Source organism: Bdellovibrio sp. NC01 (assembly GCF_006874625.1).
Taxonomy (GTDB): Bacteria; Bdellovibrionota; Bdellovibrionia; order Bdellovibrionales; family Bdellovibrionaceae; genus Bdellovibrio.
Genome location: NZ_CP030034.1, coordinates 3,092,144 through 3,110,017 on the forward strand (window position 1 = coordinate 3,092,144; position 17,874 = coordinate 3,110,017).

Below are 17,874 nucleotides of genomic sequence, written 5' to 3' on the forward strand. Positions count from 1 at the left end.
ACTAGAATAGTGTCGGAATTGTTTGGTTGATCCAATCTTTGAACTCAAGCGCATTCGTGTAAACGCCCGTAGAGTTGCAAAGAAGGCTACCACGGCTTGTAACACCCCAAAGAAGGTATTGACCGTTGATTTGGATGAATGCTGGACCGCCAGAGTCACCGCTGCAAGTGCCAGACTTACGCTCGTCCAAACGCACTTCAGTCTCTTGCAATGAAGAGATCGGTGCTTGGCCTTGACGAAGAAGACCGTCGCCGGACATTTCAACTTTCATGCAATTACGGTTGTTATCGTCGCAGAATACTTCACCGTCTTCGATAGCTTGATCTAGGTTTTTGTATTTTCTTGGATCGATTTGTGTCGCCTGAACGTCATCAACGCCATAACCAGCAACAGTCACCATCATGCCGCGTTTCAAAAGGTTCGTACCACCCAAGAAAGTCGCAGGCTTGTAACCCTCTGGCAGGGCGCCTTTAAAACGAACCAACGCGATATCGTTGCGATTGAATTCAGTTTCTTCATCATTTGGATTGTATTTGTCGTTCGCCTTGAAGCTTGTCACCTGAAGCACGTGAGCTTGAAGAACGTCTTGTTCGCGGTTGCTCATCATATCGTCAACATTGTTCGCAAAAACAACTTTCATGTTAGATGCTTTAGAAGGCATACAGTGAGCCGCCGTCAAAACGATATTTGGAGCGATCAACGTACCTGTGCAGATGTATTGTTCTTTCGTATCGTACAAAGAAACGATACTTGCAGCGATAGAGGCGCCCTCTTTCACTTCTTGGCCGTTAATAATTGATGGCTTACCCGCAAGCTCAACGTTGTTCGAATTTTTAGGTGCGCAGGACACCAAAGCAATCAACCCCAGGACCAAGACTGAACGGTTCACTAGTTTCTCCCCTTTTTAATGAGCGGCTTATATATGGACTCAATTACAGATGAGCAAGGGATTTTTCAAAAAAAAGGCGAGTCAGATGACATATTCTTGTCCGCCCCTCTAGAGCGACCTACACTAGGACCATGAAAAACTTTTATCAAGAAGGCCCAAGCCTCACGAATACTTACGAGTCTGACGAAACCCTGAAGAAGTTTTTGCGCAAAATTCTGCCAGCGGATGCACAAAAGGTAGCTCTTCCTCACCTTGCTCATCTCGGCCAAAGAGCTGCAACAGACATGTTGGCGTGGGCTCAGGATGCTGAAACCTATCCTCCAGTTCATGTGCCCTATGATCCGTGGGGGCGTCGTATCGATGACATCCGCGTATCTAATGGTTGGCGCCAACTTGAAAAAGTGGCGGCCGAAGAAGGTATCGTCGCAACGGCCTACGAACGCCGTTTCGGTTCCTTCTCGCGAATCTATCAAATGGCTTTGCTTTATCTTTACTCGCCAAGCTCGGCCATTTTCTCATGCCCACTGGCTATGACAGATGGAGCAGCCCGCGCATTAGAGCTATACGGTACTCCAGAGCTTAAAGCCCGCGCCATTCCTCACCTGACATCCAAGGACCCTGCAACCTTCTGGACTGCCGGCCAATGGATGACAGAGCGTACGGGCGGTTCTGACGTCAGCGGCACTTCAACAGATGCACTAACGTTCTCGGGATCAAGCAACTTTGGAGCGACTCATGCTTTGCATGGGACGAAGTGGTTCACGTCTGCAACGACTTCGCAGATGGCTTTGACATTGGCTCGACCTGAAGGTGCTCCGGCAGGTTCGCGTGGTCTAAGTCTTTTCTATCTTGAACTTCGCGATAACCAAGGATCGTTAAACAACATCCAAATTCACCGTTTAAAAGACAAATTGGGCACAAAGGCATTGCCAACGGCCGAGTTAAGCTTGCAAGGCACCCCTGCTCGCATTATCGGTGGCGAAGGTGAAGGCGTGAAACGTATTGCGAGTGTTTTGAATATCACACGCATTTACAACTCCGTCTGTGCTTTGGGTCACATGCGCCGCGCTTTGGATCTTGCCCAGAATTATTCTAAGAAACGCAAAGCTTTCGGAAAATTATTGATCGATCACCCCCTTCATCGCGAAACGTTGAATTGGCTAGAAAGCGATTTCCAACACTGCTTTGCTTTCACTTTCTATGTGGCACATCTTTTAGGTAAAGAAGAAGTCGGCGAAATCACAGCCAGTGAAAGAACTTTGCTGCGCACGTTGACTCCGGTTCTAAAACTTTACACGGCTAAAAAAGCGATCACGATTTCAAGCGAGGTTGTCGAAATGTTCGGTGGCGCTGGTTATGTTGAAGACACGGGTCTTCCACGCCTGCTTCGTGATGCGCAAGTTTTCTCGATCTGGGAAGGCACGACAAACGTTCTTTCACTTGATATGCTTCGTGCATTTGAAAAAGAACAATCATTGCCTGTCGTGATGGAGTACCTAAAAAATTCTGCAGGAATGAAAGGCAATCACGCCCCGTTCGTGAAGAAATTTGAAGAGTTCACGAACCTTGTCGGCAAACTTGTTAAAGCCGGTCCTGAAGAGATGGAAGCAAATGCTCGTCGCTTAGCTTTGATGTTGGGCGATTTGATGTGTGAGAATTTGAAATTCGAATACGAAATTTAATTTTTAAAAGAATATGAGAATAAAAAAAGGGCGGTATCACTACCGCCCTTTTTTTTTAGCACTCCGGCGAAGCCGGAGTAACTAATTAGCTATTGATCTTTATTAAAGACTTACAGCTGGTTGGATCATTGGGTTCACGATGTCACCAGGGTTGTTACCGATGATGATACCGCGAGCTTTAGATCTTCTTAGCTTAGGATCGAATGGAAGACCTTTTTTGCTTGGAGCTGAGATTGCAATCCAGCGTCCAGAAGCATCTGTCTGCCATGCTCTGTAGTACATAGACAATTTCGTACCTTCGATGAGGTAGTCAATTTGTACGCCAGGGCCTGCCATATCCATCGCAGCTTTGAATGTGAACGCATTCTCATTCATCGCTTCACCGAATTCACCGTAAGCTGCAGCGAATGCTTTAGCGTCAGTGTTCATCGTTTTATACATGCGTTTCAATGCAGCATACATTCTGCCCATTGCACCACTTGTATTCGATTTCAATTGGTATTCGCAACTTGCTGTATTTGGATGTTCGCCGTTAGCAGCTGGGCAATACCAGTATGGATCGTTACGGTCCATATAGCCTGCAACCATGCCGTTAGCTTTAGTTACGAACGTATCCTGAGTCGCACGTTGAGCAGCCATCATCAATCTCAATGTATTGTCGTCGCTGAAGTTAACGTTGAACTCAACACCTGTGTAACCAAGATCTTGATCAGGAACATTGACATTCAATGCATCCAAACCAGTTTTCTTGATCAACTCGGCGATACCAGAGCGTAGACGAGAGCCATTTGATTTCTCGTGACGGAATGCATAGCTGTACGTACCGAACATGCTATCCATTTTCGCGTGAGTATCCCAGTTCTCGATCGTGTATTTAGCACCGTAGAACATGAAATCTTTCTCTTTGTGTTTGAACCAGAAGCGTGAATCTTCCGATTGCGAGAAGATACCATAGTGCACACGTGCCGTATTACGATTGATGTACAAATCAGAAGTCGTGAACGATTGCACACGGCCTTTGCTGTATACTTTATCCCAGATAATAGGGATAGAGAATGCAGCACTTACGACAGAACCAGAGCTAACAGTTCTGAATGTCGCAACTTTTTGTACTGGAGCCGCTTCAACCAAGTTTCTTGGTTTCTCTGATGCCAACTGCTCAGATGAGTACGCATTACCACGAATCATATCTTCGTAAGCTTTACGTCCTGTCTCTGTGCTCAAGTCGAACAAGTATGAGAATCCATCGTCGGCTGAGTTGAAGTAATTTTTCGAAATAGTCAGGATCGAAGCACTTGCAAACACTGACAATGACTCTAGTTTACCACTTGTCATTTTCACGTATGCTTTGTTCGCGCCAACTTTTTCAACATAAGTTTCCCAAGTACCTTTCGCCAAGCGAGCTGCGCCCACTCCGACAGGTCCTAAGCCAGCACTTGCACTGAAGACCACGCCACCGTGACCAACATAAGTGATGCTGTCACCTGGATCCCAACGGTTCAAATCCGTTGCCGATTCAGGAATTTCGTTACGTCCACCCATATCGTATGCTTTGCCCAGAGTGCTTACATAACGAGTTGATTGAGTGTCTTTACCTACGACAGGCAATACGCCCACGTAAGCCCAGAAGCTTTGATGCCAGCCTGTCGCATTTTCAAACCAGAATCTGATTTGTGCGCCAAGACCCACTTCGAGACTGCCGTAAACAGTTTTTTGGAAACCGTCGCGGTAGTCGCCATACACCAATGAATCTGTCGCTGCTTTTGAATCGTACGCTTCCAAAACTGCTTTTGGTTGCGGACCACCCATTTGCGGCGTCAAGTTGATGATGTAAGAACCGAAGTCGAATGATAGATGGAACAAAGGCTCCAACTTATGACGAAGTTTATTTTTCTCTTCTTTGCTTCCAGTTGTAGCTGTAGCTGAAGTAGCAGTCGAAGTAGAAGTTGACGTCGACTCTGTGCCTGTCGTCGCAGTTGAAGTCGACTGTTCGCCAGTTGTTGCTGTCGAAGTTGCAGTCGTCACCGTCGCCGTTGTAGCCGTCGAAGTTGCAGTTGTTACCGTTGCAGTCGAAGTGACTTCACCAGTCGTGTATCCAGTTGTGTAACCCGTCGTTGAATACCCTGTAGAGTATCCTGTCGAGTGACCTGTTGAATGACCGTCTGTGTGACCATCAGTACGTCCGTCAGTATGGCCATTTGAGTAACCATCTGTCTTACCGTCTGAGTGACCGTTCGTGCGACCTGTCGAGTTTTGTTGACCGTCAGAATGGCCATCAGTTCTACCGTTCGTGTAGCCTGAAGTTTTACCATCTGAGTGACCATCGGTACGACCATCGGAATGACCGTTAGTGTAGCCGCTCGTTTTACCATCAGAATGACCGCCATCAGTACGACCATCTGTATGACCGTTAGTTCCACCATTAGTGTAACCAGTTGAGCCATTTTGGTGACCGTTTGAGTGACCATTCGAATTGCCGTTTGCATTTCCATTAGCGTTGCCATTTGAGTTGCCATTCGCATTACCGTTGGCGTTACCGTTAGCATTGCCGTTTGAATTGCCATTCGCATTACCGTTGGCATTACCATTCGTGAAACCATTAGATCCACCATTAGTGCGACCATTTGAGTTTCCGTTGGCGTTACCATTGGCGTTGCCGTTCGAATTGCCATTGGCATTACCGTTCGCATTTCCGTTTGAGCCACCGCTTGTTGAACCAACAACAGTTGCAGCTACAGAAGTACGACCATTTGAATTGCCGTTTGCATTTCCATTGGCGTTACCATTCGCATTACCGTTAGCGTTTCCGTTTGAGCCACCGCTTGTTGAACCAACAACAGTCGCCGCTACAGATGAACCACCATTTGAGTTACCATTCGCATTGCCATTTGCATTACCATTAGCATTTCCGTTTGAACCACCGCTTGTTGAACCAACAACAGTCGCCGCTACAGAGCTTCCGCCTGAGCCACCACTTGTTGAGCCAGCAACAGTTGCTGCCACAGATGAACGACCATTTGAATTGCCGTTCGCATTGCCATTTGCGTTGCCATTCGAACCGCCGCTAGTAGAACCAGCCACAGTTGCTGCAACAGAACTACCACCACTGAAGCCAGTTGAACCACCGACAACAGTTGCAGCAACAGAAGAGCCACCGCTTGAAGAACCGCCTGAAGACGATCCACCCGAAGAAGATCCACCAGAGAATCCAGTTGATCCACCTACAACAGTCGCAGCTACAGAAGAGCGACCATTTGAATTTCCGTTAGCATTGCCATTCGCATTGCCGTTTGAGCTTCCACTCGAACCACCACTTGTAGATCCGACTACAGTTGCAGCGACAGATCCGCCCGTGGAACCACCTACGACTGTGGCTGCAACAGATCCTCCAGTCGAACCACCGACAACGGTGGCTGCGACTGACGATCGACCATTAGAATTTCCATTCGATCCGCCAGAAGAAGAGCTTCCTCCTCCATTAGCTGCCTTCGGTACAGGCATGCTCTGCTCGTTATTCGAAGTTTGCGTCGTCTTACTTCCATACGGAAGTAGACTTAACTGCGCCCACGTCGGATTCGCGATCAGAGTAATACCAGCAGCGAGGAATGCCTTCCTATATGCTACTTTCATGTATCCTCCAAAAAATTGGGTTGTTGTTTTGTGCGTGAAGCAACTTTTAACTAACCTTTGATTTTTGGATAGCGAAATTGATTTGATGTCTGTCTTTTAATTTTTTGCAGATTCAAAATATTTTTCAGAAGTGAAATGTAAAAAACAATTTTGAAAAAATAAAAAACGCCGAGGTGATTAAGCTCGGCGTTTTTTTCGAATATAAATTTTTAAGAAGAAAAAATTATTCAGCAGTAACAGAGTTCAAAATTGAAATCTCCTTGTTCGCAAATCTTTCTTTCAGTTTACCACGAACCCACTGATCAATTTTTTCCGCATCGAATGGTTCAATCATCAAGCCCATCGCGGCGATCATCACCCATTCAAACATCGGAATATTCATTACGACTTCAATACCAAGATGCAAGCCGAGACCCGCGAGCAAAACCCAGTAACGAAGTTCTTTGATCCACACCAGAGTACCTAACGAGAATTCAGTAATCAAAGTGCCCCAAGTTAATAGCTTAATGATCACCAGATTATTAAGAAGTGGAAGTGGTATGCGCACAAACTCATCCAAGCGAGTCGCGATATAAATCGCCGTACCATCAGCCCAATAAGTACCTTTCATCTTAAACAGTACCGTCGATACATAAATAAGACAGAACTGAATCTGCATCAAACGCAAACCCCAAGGCGCACGCAAAGCTGGAATCTCTGGTGCAAGACCACGCACACGCGCGATCAAACGATCCAAAGAGTAAGCTTCACCGGCTGGAGTGAACATCATAAAGAACAATAAATTGCGCAAGACTAAATCTGAACTATTCAGAATAAAGACATTTCGGTTGTGGAATGACATAACCGTCAGGAACGCAAACAAGATGGATGTACGGGTAAAAAGACCGAACGTCACACCCAACGCCGCAGCAAGATTCAGTAAGGCAACGAAAGTTGCCGTGCGCGGATCATTCGGCAACCAATCGAAGAAACTAAATCGCCAATCAGATCCATAAATCTGTGAAGTGTTCAAAGAAACCAAACCATTCGTTCCCCAGAAAACTTCAAGATGTGTCCACGTCATGTACCAGTTCGCAAGAAGAAGCAAACCAAACAGCACACGAACCGCTGCCACGGATTGAACTGGCACGGGTTTAAAGAAAAATTCGCGAACGGAATTAACGATTGATGTTAGCTTCATATTTCACCTTCTGAGGTTCTGTCGGAATGAAATGGAAAACAGCTTCAGTTTGATATTCTGTGCTCATTTGCCCATGCGGAATAAATTTTTCTTGTGGCGGCTTCACGATATTGAAATGACGATAGAATTGAAGCTCTTTGATTTCGCGATGTTTACCCTGGTTTTCAAGGTTCACAACTTCACGAGCAACAAAGCGAGACATATCGAACCACACTTCCGATTTTTCCATCGGAACTAAATTTTCTTGCGAATATTTGCGGAAGCGTTCGCCACCTAAAAGTTTTTCCCATGAAGGCATGCGTGACGGGCGAGGAAACGTCCAACGTTCCTTAGAGCCGTCTTTGAATGTGATCTCGGCATCAAGATACGCATTCACGTTCGCCGGATTCGGAGCAAACATGCTCCACATCTGATCCAGAGCGAAGAACGTCTGATATCGCCAGAGAACATTTAAAATATTATCTCCCACGGCACTTCTATCTGGAAGAGATGCCGTCGCCATCAACACGACATTGAGTGTGATGAATAAAGAGATCGCGACAAATTTCACTTTATGAAAAAGTTTGACCACCATAAATACCCCTTGAATGTTGGCTAACATCCGAAGGAATCTAGTAAACACTTAGTGATCTGTGCAACGACGAAGACGACAAGAAGAATTAAACTTCATCCACCAATCTTTCCCATCCTTAATCTGCGCGTGAATTTCAAAAAAAAGCCCCGCAAAATCTGCGAGGCTTTCAAACTTTCAATTAATTGCGATTCAGAAACTATTTTTTCTTTTTCGCTTCTTTCACTTCAACGGTCTTCGCAGTCATTGTGTACTCGATAGTAACTTTTTCACCAACTTTCAAATCGCCAGTTACTTTCGTATCTGCAGCTCTATCGATTTCCCATTTATCTTTGCCTTTTTCGACAACGATTTTTGAATCAGTTACTTCCAAAACTGGTCCCGTTACTTGATAAGTCTTTGCAGCAAAGCTGAAAGATGCCATCAACATCGTTGCGATGAATACCAATGCTTTCATTGTAAAACTCCCTTTTTAAAGTAGCTCTATCAAAACAAAAACCTAAGGCCTTGTCGATTCAATATTGTTTGCTAGGCAGCATGTCTAAGGAATGTACAGGTGCCTTTTTAGGGCGCCGATTCTTAGCTTATGGAACTTCCAGCTTTAATTAATTGTACGAACGATCGCCCTTTTCCTGGCACGCGCTTTGTAAATTCCCCGGAACAGTTACAGGCACGTCAATGCGAGAGAGGATAAGATGAAGCGATCTTTAAAAATTTTAAGCATTATCACAGTGATTTTCTTTAATATCGCGGCCCATGCCGAAAGCATCGCCGATAAAAAAATCAATGGCGTACGCTTGTATGATGTTTTTAAAAATCAAGGCATTTCAGAAACAGCTCTGCAACGTGCTCTTGAATTCATGGATAATAACGCAGGCAAAACCGTGCGTGTAAAAGCAAAGGTTCGTCCTGCCGAAGGTGAAGCTTACATGACGGACAAGGCTTTCGCGGTTCAATCTAAGAACCTTGCGATCATTGACTTCTCTTTACCTTCAGACCAGCGCCGCTTGTTCGTTATGAACTTGGAAACTGGTGTTGTGAATAAGTATTTCGTTGCGCACGGTAAAGGTTCGGGCGTTCGTTTAGCGACTAAATTCTCTAACCTTGATGGTTCAAAAATGTCTTCGCTAGGTTTCTATCTTGCGGGCTCTGTTTATTACGGCGGTCATGGCGAATCTTTGAACCTTCATGGTCTTGAGAAATCAAATGACCAAGCAGCTTCTCGCGATATCGTTATGCACGGTGCGAACTATGTGTCTCAAGACTTCGTAGATTCCAGCGGTCGTTTGGGTCGTAGCTGGGGCTGCCCAGCCGTTTCACCAGCGATCATTAAAAAGATGATTCCACTCTTTAAAGAAGGTGGCGTGATTTACGCCTACCAAAAAGACTTGATGACGTCGACTCAATCAACTCCGACATTGCAAGAAGTAAAAGCGGATCAACCAGACGAAGCTGACGTAGATTTGCCAAATGAAGAAGAAGACTTCCAGGCTAAGAAATAACAACTCATAACGGGACCGTGGTCCCTCAATGAAAAAGGGACCTTGCGGTCCCTTTTTTTATGTTCTTTTGTAATCGTCTTGATAGCGAACGATATCGTCTTCGCCGAAGTAAGTTCCCAATTGAACCTCCACGAATTCTAACATTTCGTCCGTATTGTTACGCATACGGTGTTTCGCACCCAATGGAATGTGAATGTGCGTTCCCGCTTTCACCGGAATGATTTGGTCGTTAAGAACCACTTCACCCGCCCCACGCGTGATCGTCCAATGCTCTTCACGTTTCGCATGCGATTGATATGACAATTGCGCATGAGGATTCACGCGAATGACTTTTGATTTAAAGAAATCCGTATCTTTTAAGATTTCGAAATAGCCCCAAGGGCGGTATTCAAAGATATGCTCTTTTACTAACTTCGATTTTTGCTGAGTTAATGCCTCAACCACGTGGCGCACGTCCTGCGACATGCCTTTTTTCACCAACATCATCGCATCAGCCGTATCGATAACGATAACGTCATCCATACCGATCATTGAGTAGTGTTTTTTATTATCGCCAAAAACGAAATTATCCTGGCCTTTAACGTTCAAGATCTCGTGACCATCTTGCAAAGATGCAACAGCATCCCAAGAGCCCACGTCGCTCCAACCAAATTCCGCAGGAATACAAGTCAGCTCATCACCGCCAAGCTTTTCCATGATCGCGTAATCGATCGAAATGCTGACCACTTTAGAATAGATTTCTTCCAGGTTCGAAGCATCGGCCTTCAATGTTGAAACCAAGCTCCACATTTCAGGTTGATGTTTTGCAAACAAGCTCGCCATATGCGAAACCTTGAAAACAAAAATGCCGGCATTCCAGCTAAAACTTCCTTGCGACAAAAACTCTTTCGCTTTGTCCAAAGAAGGCTTTTCGTGGAATTTCACAACGGAATACGCTTTCAACGAGCCATTGTCTTTAACGCTGACCGCTTTTGTTTGAATATAACCATAACCCGTTTCTGGATAAGACGGCGTGATACCTAATGTGACCACCTTATTTTCCTGAGCCACCGTTTCAGCGAACTTCACCACGTCCAAAAACGCAGCTTCTTTCGTGATCAAATGATCTGAAGGAAAAATCGCAACAACTTCATTGCCTTTATTTTGCGCAAGCAAAAGCTGACACAAAACCGCAATCGCCGGAGCCGTATTTTTGCCCACCGGTTCATAAACCGTGCGCACAGACTCTGCCTTATTGTCTTTCAAATTTAGCTCTGTCAAAGTTTGCAAAGCTTTAGACGTCACGATCCACGGAGTCCCCAAACGCAAGCTTCTTTGCAACGTTAAAGTCTGCAAAGGCTTATCGAAGATCTCGCAAAATTGTTTTGGCATCTGCTGGCGAGAAACCGGCCACAAGCGTGTCCCGCTCCCCCCAGACAAAATTACTGGAATCACAAATTCCTCCATCGGAACCAAACTTTATAGCACTAAACAGCCAATCTGCGTATTTTTCATCTGAAATGGCTCAAGTGGTCAAAGGCCCTGGCGCCTCCATTTCGCAGTAGAGTTCGCCCTTCTTTTTAGGTATGAAAGAGTCATGATCAAGCACACCAAAAAATTCCTCATGCAAGCTCTTAAAATCCTGTTTTCAGCGGGGATTATTTATTGGTTGGTGTCTTCAGGGAAATTGAATTTCTCGGCATTGCGCGCGCTTCTTTCGCCGGGTCCAGCGGCACTTGCTTTGGGGCTCGTTGCTTTGAATCTTTTCTTTGCCAGCGAACGTTGGCGCATTCTTATAAAGTCGCAACACATGAAAGCCAGCTCATGGCCTGTGTTTAAGCTGAGCTTAATCGGAACATTCTTCAACTTTGCAATGCCTGGCGGAGTCGGTGGCGACGTGATCAAAGCCTACTACTTCAATCGCCAAAATCCTGGCAGCAAAGTCGTTGCGGTCACGAGCGTATTGATGGACCGTGTGATCGGTTTATTTTCAATGGTTCTTATGGCCTTGCTGGTGATGGTCTACGATATGGATCATATCACTCACGTCCCAAGCTTGATGACGTTGTTCTGGTTCATTCTTGCGTTGTTCATCGTGTTCGCTGTCGCTTTGGCATTAATTTTCTCTAGCGTTCTTTATCGCAAAGAGATTCTTAAAAAGATCATTAAAAAACTGCCGTTATCCGAAAAGTTCATGAAACTTTACGAAAGCATGCACTTGTACGGTAAACACGGTGGACGAATCCTTGCAGTTATTTTCTTAAGCTTGATTGCACAAACATGTTCAATCTTGTTCTTGTACCTAGTGGGCATGATGGCCGGATACGACGATGTGCACTTGAAAACTTATTTCCTGGTTGCACCATTGGGCTTTATGGCAACTGCTATTCCCATCTCTCCTGCTGGAGTAGGCGTTGGCCAAGCAGCTTTCTATTTCTTGTTTAATATTTACAACGGCAAGACAACAGATCTAGGCCCGACCACAATCACAGCCTTCCAAGTAGGAACATTCCTCATGAGTCTTCTTGGGGCCTTCTTCTATATGCGCTTCAAAGGCCACGAACACGCGGAACAAATCGAAGTCGCATAATAAACGGCTTTAGATCTTTAAATCGGCGAATTTCTGAAGCACTTGAAAGTGCAAAGTAGGCTGCGAGTTTTGATACTGACGAAGAGTCGCCTCTTCCTTTGCAAATTTTTCTGAATGGAATAGATAAAGCTTTTTAACGCCAGCAGCATGAGCCGCAATCAAATCAGTTGCGCTATCGCCCACCATGAATGATTCGTCCATCTTAACACGCAATTTTTCATGCACCAGCTGAAACATTCCCGCGCGAGGTTTGCGTAAACCGGCAAGCAAGCGTCCTTCAACCACAGCCTCGTTTTCAATGAATGAAGCCCATACACACTCATCAATCCAACAGCCCTGCTCTGCCAAAAGACTTAACATCTTCTGATGAACGGCCTTGTATTCAAGCCACGAAATGCGCCCGCGGCCTAAGCCCGATTGATTTGTAACCAACGCCACCCACATTCCCGCTTTGTGCGCACGTTGAATTAAATCAACCGCACCGGGAAGAAGTTCAACTTTTGCTGGATCATTATTGTAAGGCACATTACGAACAACGACGTCATCACGGTCCAAGAACAAGCAGCCCGCTTCTTGCGTGCGCAAATTCTCATGCAATGACTTCACCGCTGACATAGATTGAACGGCACCCTGAATGGCTTGCGCCCAATCCTGTGCAGATGCATTGGCCCAAAAGAAATCGATATTTTGTGAATCATCTTCTGCGCCCAAGAAAAGACGCTGCCCCTGTAGCACCGAATTCAAAGAAGAAAAGAAGTCTTTCTGATTTTCTAAAAGAACAACCAAATCCTGACTACGAGTTACAAAACGACGTGCTAAAAGATCATTAGCTGAGCGCACCACAAAGGGAATTGAATACTGACTCTGCAATGGCGCTAGCCATTCTTTAAAATTAGCAGGCGTTTGGTCTTCAATGAAAACCAAAACTCCACCAAGCTGCGCCGTATCTGCAATCAATCTTTCCCAAATGTGCATGAGAAAAGTATTACGACAAGTCACGTCTTCTGTCTTCTTTTTCGCTTGCCGCCATGCATTTTTATTCTAAACTTGAGGGAGTTTCTCGGAGGAACAACATCCATGACGTTAATTCTGAAACAGATATTTAATTTTTTGAAACTTCTGAACTCTGATACCGATACAACTCCCCTTGCATACGGTTTGTCCCTGGGTTTGATTTTAGGTTTTGCACCTTTCTTTTCAATCCAAACATTCATTGTCTTGATGATCATCTTCGTATTCAGAGTGCAACTTGGAGCCGCATTTCTATCTGCGTTCTTCTTTAAGTTCATCGCTTTCTTGTTCGACTACCCAGCACACTTGCTAGGTAAATCCGTGCTTGAAGCAGAGCCGCTTCGTCCACTGTTCGTCACAATGTACAACGTTCCGTTTGTGCCGATGACTCGTTTCAATAACAGCATCGTGATGGGTTCGATGATTGTATCAATCATTTTATTCCCGTTCGCCTTCTACGGTTTCAAAACAATGATCCGTGCCTATCGTGCAGCCGTCGTTGCGCGCTTTAAAGGAACGAAGTTCTGGAAAGCATTCACAGCGACGAAACTTTACAACTGGTACGTTAAGTACGATGAACTTTACGGATAGGACTGCAACATGAGCACAGACAACACAACGACACCTATCAAAAAGAAAAAAGGCATCATCCGATGGGGCGCCATCATTCCATTTGCGATCTTCTGCTTGATCGTGGGACTTTATTTCCATTTCTTCTTCGACACTCACTTACGCAAAGCTATGGAGTGGGCTGGTTACAAAGCCCTTGGTGCTGAAGTTAACATCGCTGACGTCGACACAAGCTTCTTCAATGCCAGCATCAGCATCAAAGGCATCGAGCTGACGGATTCTGAAAAACCAGAATTCGATTCCGTCAAAATTGGCGACGTTCGTTTCGGCATGTTATGGGACGCCTTATTGCGCGTGAAATTCGTGATCAACGAAGCCGCGATTGAACAAATCGAATTCGGTGTAAAACGTAAATATCCTGGCAAAGTAGCTCCTCCTCCAGCGGTATCGAATGAACCTGGTGTTCTTTCGACGGAAGGTGGCAAACTTAAATCGGATGCACAAAAAGAATTGGATGCTCGTTACGGCGATAATGTCTTTGGCGATTTGATCGCGATGTTAAGCGGAACAGATCCAAACGCCCAATTACAAAAGTTGCAAGAGTCATTGCCATCAAAAGCCATGATCGAAAAGTTCCAAAAAGATCTTGATGGTAAACAGAAGGATTGGGATGCCCGCCTTAAAACTTTGCCACAGGGTAAAGACATTCAATCTTTGTCGGATCGTCTGAACAAAATCCAATACAAAGACTTCAAGAACCCACAAGATCTTGCGAATTCTTTGCAGCAATTGAATGACGTGTATAAAGATGCCGAAGGCAAATACAAGCAAATCCAAGGCGTCACTGACGATCTTGGTAAAGACTTGAATGCAATGCAAGCGCAATACAAAGAGATCGAAAAGCAAGTTCAAGTCGACGTGAAATCTCTTGAACAACATTTCAAAATTCCACAACTAGATGCAAAAGCACTCACGTTAGCTGTATTCAATCGTTACCTTGCTCCGTATAAGGCGAAGTTCTATCGCTATAAAGACTTAGCGGAAAAATATCTTCCACCGAAGTATCTGAAAAAAGGTAAAGAGAAAACTGACGACGACGACGTTGCAATTCAACCGCATCCTCGCGAAAAAGGTATCACGTACGAATTCGGTCGTCCGAACTCTTATCCAATGTTCTGGGTGAAACGCGCAGGCATCAGCTCTCAAGCGGGCTTGTCGCCAAATGCCGGCAACATCAAAGGTGAAATCCTAGACATCACTTCAAATCAACGCCTTATCGGTAAACCAACGGTTGCGACTCTGGCAGGTGATTTCCCAGGCATGAGTATCTTTGGCTTCTTAGCGAAGTTGACTTTGGATAATCGCAAAGACGATTCTGTCATCGATTACCTAGTCAAAGTGGATTCGTACGCGATCGAAGGCAAAGAGCTGGTGCAGTCCCCTGACGTGCATATCGCTTTCAAAAAAGCGACTGGCACTTTAGCGATTCAAGGTAACTTGATTGCATTAAAAAATCTTTCTGTGAACATGGACAATAAATTCCAGAAGATCGATTACGACGTCTCATCAAAGAACAACATCGCGGACTCTATCTTGAAAGCCGTCTTCGCTGGCATTCCAGTGGTGACATTGTCAGCGCAAGGCCAAGGGGTTCTTCCGAAAGTAGATCTGTCAGTGAATTCAAATTTAGGCCCAGAGCTACAAAAAGGATTTGAAAAACAAATCCAAGCGAAGATCGATGAAGCTCGTCAAAAAATTCAAGCTTATGTAGATCAAGAGATCGGCAAACAAAAAGCGCAAGTCGAAGCAGAGATTAATAAGTACAAATCGCAATTCGACGGCGAAGTAAAGAAAGCCCAAGCCCAGCTAGACGCGCAGAAAAAGCAAGTGGATGACAAAATCAACACAGCTAAGAAAGATGCCGAAAACCAAGGCAAGAAACACTTAGAAAAAGAAGGCCAAAAAGCCCTCGACGAACTAAAAAAGAAATTCGGCTTCTAAATTTCAAAATCCACAAAAGCTGCGCTTCAAAACCGCAGCTTTTTTTTCATCTACTTTCATTCAAATTCGCTTTTTATTTTCTCTCTTCAGAATTTCTTGAAGAAAACTGTGTGCAAAAAAGTTTGCCGATTTTTTTCACTCGGAAAAATTCTTTCGACTCTCAAATTTCAAGAAGCTTTGAGTTCTGTCGATGCCCTTTACAGGACCTGTCTAATTATTCAGCACAATCTGCAACTTATTGTTTTTATTAATCTTTTTTCCTCACATTCGCGGTCAACCTCTTTATTTTTATGGGCGCATCACGATAACATCATGGTGAGGTGTGAAGTATGGAAAGGACTCTGTTTAAAAAATTAGTGTTAGCCACTGCGATCACTTCGCTATGTTCTGCTTGTGCAAAGATGAATTTCACCCCAGTTGAAACGAACAGTGAATCTTCTGTGGCGCCAAGCAAGACAGTCAACGTCTCTCAAACAGTTGCTTACGGTAACAAGCAAGTCGACTTCTTAATCGTCTTCGACGATTCAAACTCCATGCTTCCTGACCTTAAGAAACTTGCAGCGGGCCTTGGCGCTTTCACGGCGTCACTAGAATCCAGCGACATCGACTGGCAAATGTGTATGACGACGACAAGAACCGTCACAACGGCCGGTATCCCTGCCTGGGGCCTTTCATATGACTGGGTCGGTTACACTCCAACATCAGGAACGCCAGCGCATCTTTTAAAAAGAGGCACCGCAAATCTCGATAATATTTTTGTGAATACCGTGAATGCGATGACAATTGGTGGTGCGGGATCTGGCGACGAGCGCGGGATCAAAGCAGCCCTCGAACACTTTAAGTCCGGAGCCTTAGCAAACACATCAGGCAACGGCTGTTACCGTCCTGGAGCCGCGCTATCAGTGATTATCGTATCGAACGAAGACGAACGCTCTGTGGGCGGCGATCAAAGCAAAGTAAAACCAACAGACGCTGATGGCAGTTATATCCCTCTTGAAGCTGGCGACCTGCCAGTCAATATGATCGCGCAAGCTCAATCAAGTTTTGGCGACGACGTGCGCTTTACGTTTAACTCGATCATTGTGAAACCAGGCGATTCTTCGTGTGAAGCGACTCAAGACGCGAGCGGTACATCACCAAGCCATCAAGGCACGATCTACGCGCAAGCCTCTAACATGACAGAAGGCGGAATTGGCAGCATCTGCGATGCCAACTTCACCAACAACTTAAACACGTTCAAAGACAAAATTGTAAACTCGATGTCGCATTTAACTTTGCAGTGCGAGCCAGAGCCAAGCACTGTGCATGTGTTCATCAACTCTCAAGAGTTCACAGACTTCACGGTTAACGGCGACGTCTTGAAATTCAAATCACCACTCGTTGAAGGCACAAAAATCGATTTGAAATTTGATTGTAAATAAAAAAGTCTCATCCCAGCCAACTCACGGCCGAGTTGGTTCTATCTTCAAATGAACGCCAACCTCGCCAGAAATTTGATACAAAAAAAGAGTGATGTCTCCACCACTCTTTTTTTATTATACACAAAATTTAAAATCGAATTTCAGTCTGTCGCAATTTCCAACTTATCTATTTGCCAGACGCTTATCCGCTCACAAGGATTCTCCGCAAATACGGATTCGCTCCCCATCGGAAATTGGCAATCTTGCGAGTGCTACTTAAGCAAAGTCTTCATGTAAGCGATTGAATCTTCATTGTACCAATTGATCGAGCCCACGAGCTTCTTCGCAAGTTTATGATCTTTTGAAAGCACCATCGACTCTGGCAAACGAGCCACATCAAACATTTTCATTTTAGAACGATCTTGATCGTAGACGATTTTAATATTCTCGCCTTTTAGCTCTGGGAACGATTTCAAAAAGATATTGATGTCTTCAACACTGCTATCACCAGAGATCGCAATCAGTTGAACATCCCCTTTGAACTCTTTCACAAGCTTGATCAGTGAAGGAACTTCTTCCACACAAGGTCCACACCATGACGCCCAGAAGTTCAAAATCACAACTTTGCCTTTAAGTGACTCAAGATCAAACTTCTCACCCGACAAAGTCTCTGCAGAAAAGTTGGGTACACCATTCTTCTCCATAGACTCTACCGTAGCCATGGCCGTTGGGGCTTCTTGCACCTTAGGCAGAAAGAAATAATTGAAACCAAGGACGGCTAGAACACCAAGAACGACAACAAGTGCGAATGCTTTAAGATGCTGTTTCATACAGACTATATACCTCAGAAAATCAAAAAATCCTAAGAC

General features: G+C 44.9%; 14 protein-coding genes. 6 read left to right on the top strand and 8 right to left on the bottom strand.

Annotation, left to right across the window (positions count from 1 at the left end):
• Position 1 precedes the first annotated feature (1 nt).
• Positions 2–889 carry a trypsin-like serine protease gene (locus DOE51_RS14765; protein WP_210415539.1) on the bottom strand — a complete coding sequence of 296 codons (888 nt, stop codon included), beginning with the start codon at positions 887–889 and terminating at the stop codon, positions 2–4.
• A 131-nt stretch (positions 890–1,020) separates the two neighbouring features.
• On the opposite strand from DOE51_RS14765, the gene DOE51_RS14770 reads away from it, so the two are divergent.
• Positions 1,021–2,571 carry an acyl-CoA dehydrogenase family protein gene (locus tag DOE51_RS14770; protein ID WP_142697316.1) on the top strand — a complete coding sequence of 517 codons (1,551 nt, stop codon included), beginning with the start codon at positions 1,021–1,023 and terminating at the stop codon, positions 2,569–2,571.
• A gap of 102 nt (positions 2,572–2,673) precedes the next feature.
• Here DOE51_RS14770 and DOE51_RS14775 read toward each other — a convergent pair whose 3' ends face one another.
• The 4 genes from DOE51_RS14775 to DOE51_RS14790 form a co-directional block, all read right to left on the bottom strand.
• Positions 2,674–6,201: a hypothetical protein gene (locus DOE51_RS14775; RefSeq protein WP_142697317.1), complete on the bottom strand. Its 3,528-nt coding sequence runs from the start codon at positions 6,199–6,201 to the stop codon at positions 2,674–2,676.
• A 223-nt stretch (positions 6,202–6,424) separates the two neighbouring features.
• A complete protein-coding gene (locus tag DOE51_RS14780) occupies positions 6,425–7,381 on the bottom strand; it encodes an HTTM domain-containing protein (protein WP_142697318.1) in 957 nt (318 codons plus the stop codon).
• Entirely contained in the window at positions 7,359–7,955 is a 597-nt protein-coding gene (locus DOE51_RS14785; protein ID WP_142697319.1) for a hypothetical protein, read from the bottom strand. Before DOE51_RS14785 ends, DOE51_RS14780 begins: the two co-directional genes overlap by 23 nt.
• Before the next feature lie 196 nt (positions 7,956–8,151).
• Positions 8,152–8,409, bottom strand: a complete 258-nt coding sequence (locus tag DOE51_RS14790) for a hypothetical protein (protein WP_142697320.1) — start codon at positions 8,407–8,409, stop codon at positions 8,152–8,154.
• 238 nt (positions 8,410–8,647) lie between these two features.
• On the opposite strand from DOE51_RS14790, the gene DOE51_RS14795 reads away from it, so the two are divergent.
• A complete protein-coding gene (locus tag DOE51_RS14795) occupies positions 8,648–9,454 on the top strand; it encodes a murein L,D-transpeptidase catalytic domain family protein (protein WP_142697321.1) in 807 nt (268 codons plus the stop codon).
• Positions 9,455–9,511: 57 nt separating this feature from the next.
• Here the strand turns inward: DOE51_RS14795 and DOE51_RS14800 are convergent, their stop codons facing one another.
• Positions 9,512–10,888: a mannose-1-phosphate guanylyltransferase/mannose-6-phosphate isomerase gene (locus tag DOE51_RS14800; protein ID WP_142697322.1), complete on the bottom strand. Its 1,377-nt coding sequence runs from the start codon at positions 10,886–10,888 to the stop codon at positions 9,512–9,514.
• Between the two features lie 169 nt (positions 10,889–11,057).
• Here DOE51_RS14800 and DOE51_RS14805 point away from each other — a divergent pair, with 169 nt between their 5' ends.
• A complete protein-coding gene (locus tag DOE51_RS14805) occupies positions 11,058–12,023 on the top strand; it encodes a lysylphosphatidylglycerol synthase transmembrane domain-containing protein (protein WP_246845108.1) in 966 nt (321 codons plus the stop codon).
• A 9-nt stretch (positions 12,024–12,032) separates the two neighbouring features.
• Here the strand turns inward: DOE51_RS14805 and DOE51_RS14810 are convergent, their stop codons facing one another.
• Entirely contained in the window at positions 12,033–12,998 is a 966-nt protein-coding gene (locus tag DOE51_RS14810; RefSeq protein ID WP_142697324.1) for an HAD-IIIA family hydrolase, read from the bottom strand.
• A gap of 102 nt (positions 12,999–13,100) precedes the next feature.
• On the opposite strand from DOE51_RS14810, the gene DOE51_RS14815 reads away from it, so the two are divergent.
• The 3 genes from DOE51_RS14815 to DOE51_RS14825 all read left to right on the top strand — a co-directional run bounded on the left by DOE51_RS14815 (position 13,101) and on the right by DOE51_RS14825 (position 17,026).
• Positions 13,101–13,625 carry a TIGR03546 family protein gene (locus DOE51_RS14815; RefSeq protein WP_142697325.1) on the top strand — a complete coding sequence of 175 codons (525 nt, stop codon included), beginning with the start codon at positions 13,101–13,103 and terminating at the stop codon, positions 13,623–13,625.
• A gap of 9 nt (positions 13,626–13,634) precedes the next feature.
• Positions 13,635–15,605 carry a TIGR03545 family protein gene (locus tag DOE51_RS14820; protein ID WP_142697326.1) on the top strand — a complete coding sequence of 657 codons (1,971 nt, stop codon included), beginning with the start codon at positions 13,635–13,637 and terminating at the stop codon, positions 15,603–15,605.
• 329 nt (positions 15,606–15,934) lie between these two features.
• A complete protein-coding gene (locus tag DOE51_RS14825) occupies positions 15,935–17,026 on the top strand; it encodes a hypothetical protein (RefSeq protein ID WP_142697327.1) in 1,092 nt (363 codons plus the stop codon).
• 251 nt (positions 17,027–17,277) lie between these two features.
• On the opposite strand, the gene DOE51_RS14830 is transcribed toward DOE51_RS14825, so the two are convergent.
• Positions 17,278–17,835 carry a TlpA disulfide reductase family protein gene (locus DOE51_RS14830; RefSeq protein ID WP_142697328.1) on the bottom strand — a complete coding sequence of 186 codons (558 nt, stop codon included), beginning with the start codon at positions 17,833–17,835 and terminating at the stop codon, positions 17,278–17,280.
• Positions 17,836–17,874 lie beyond the last annotated feature (39 nt).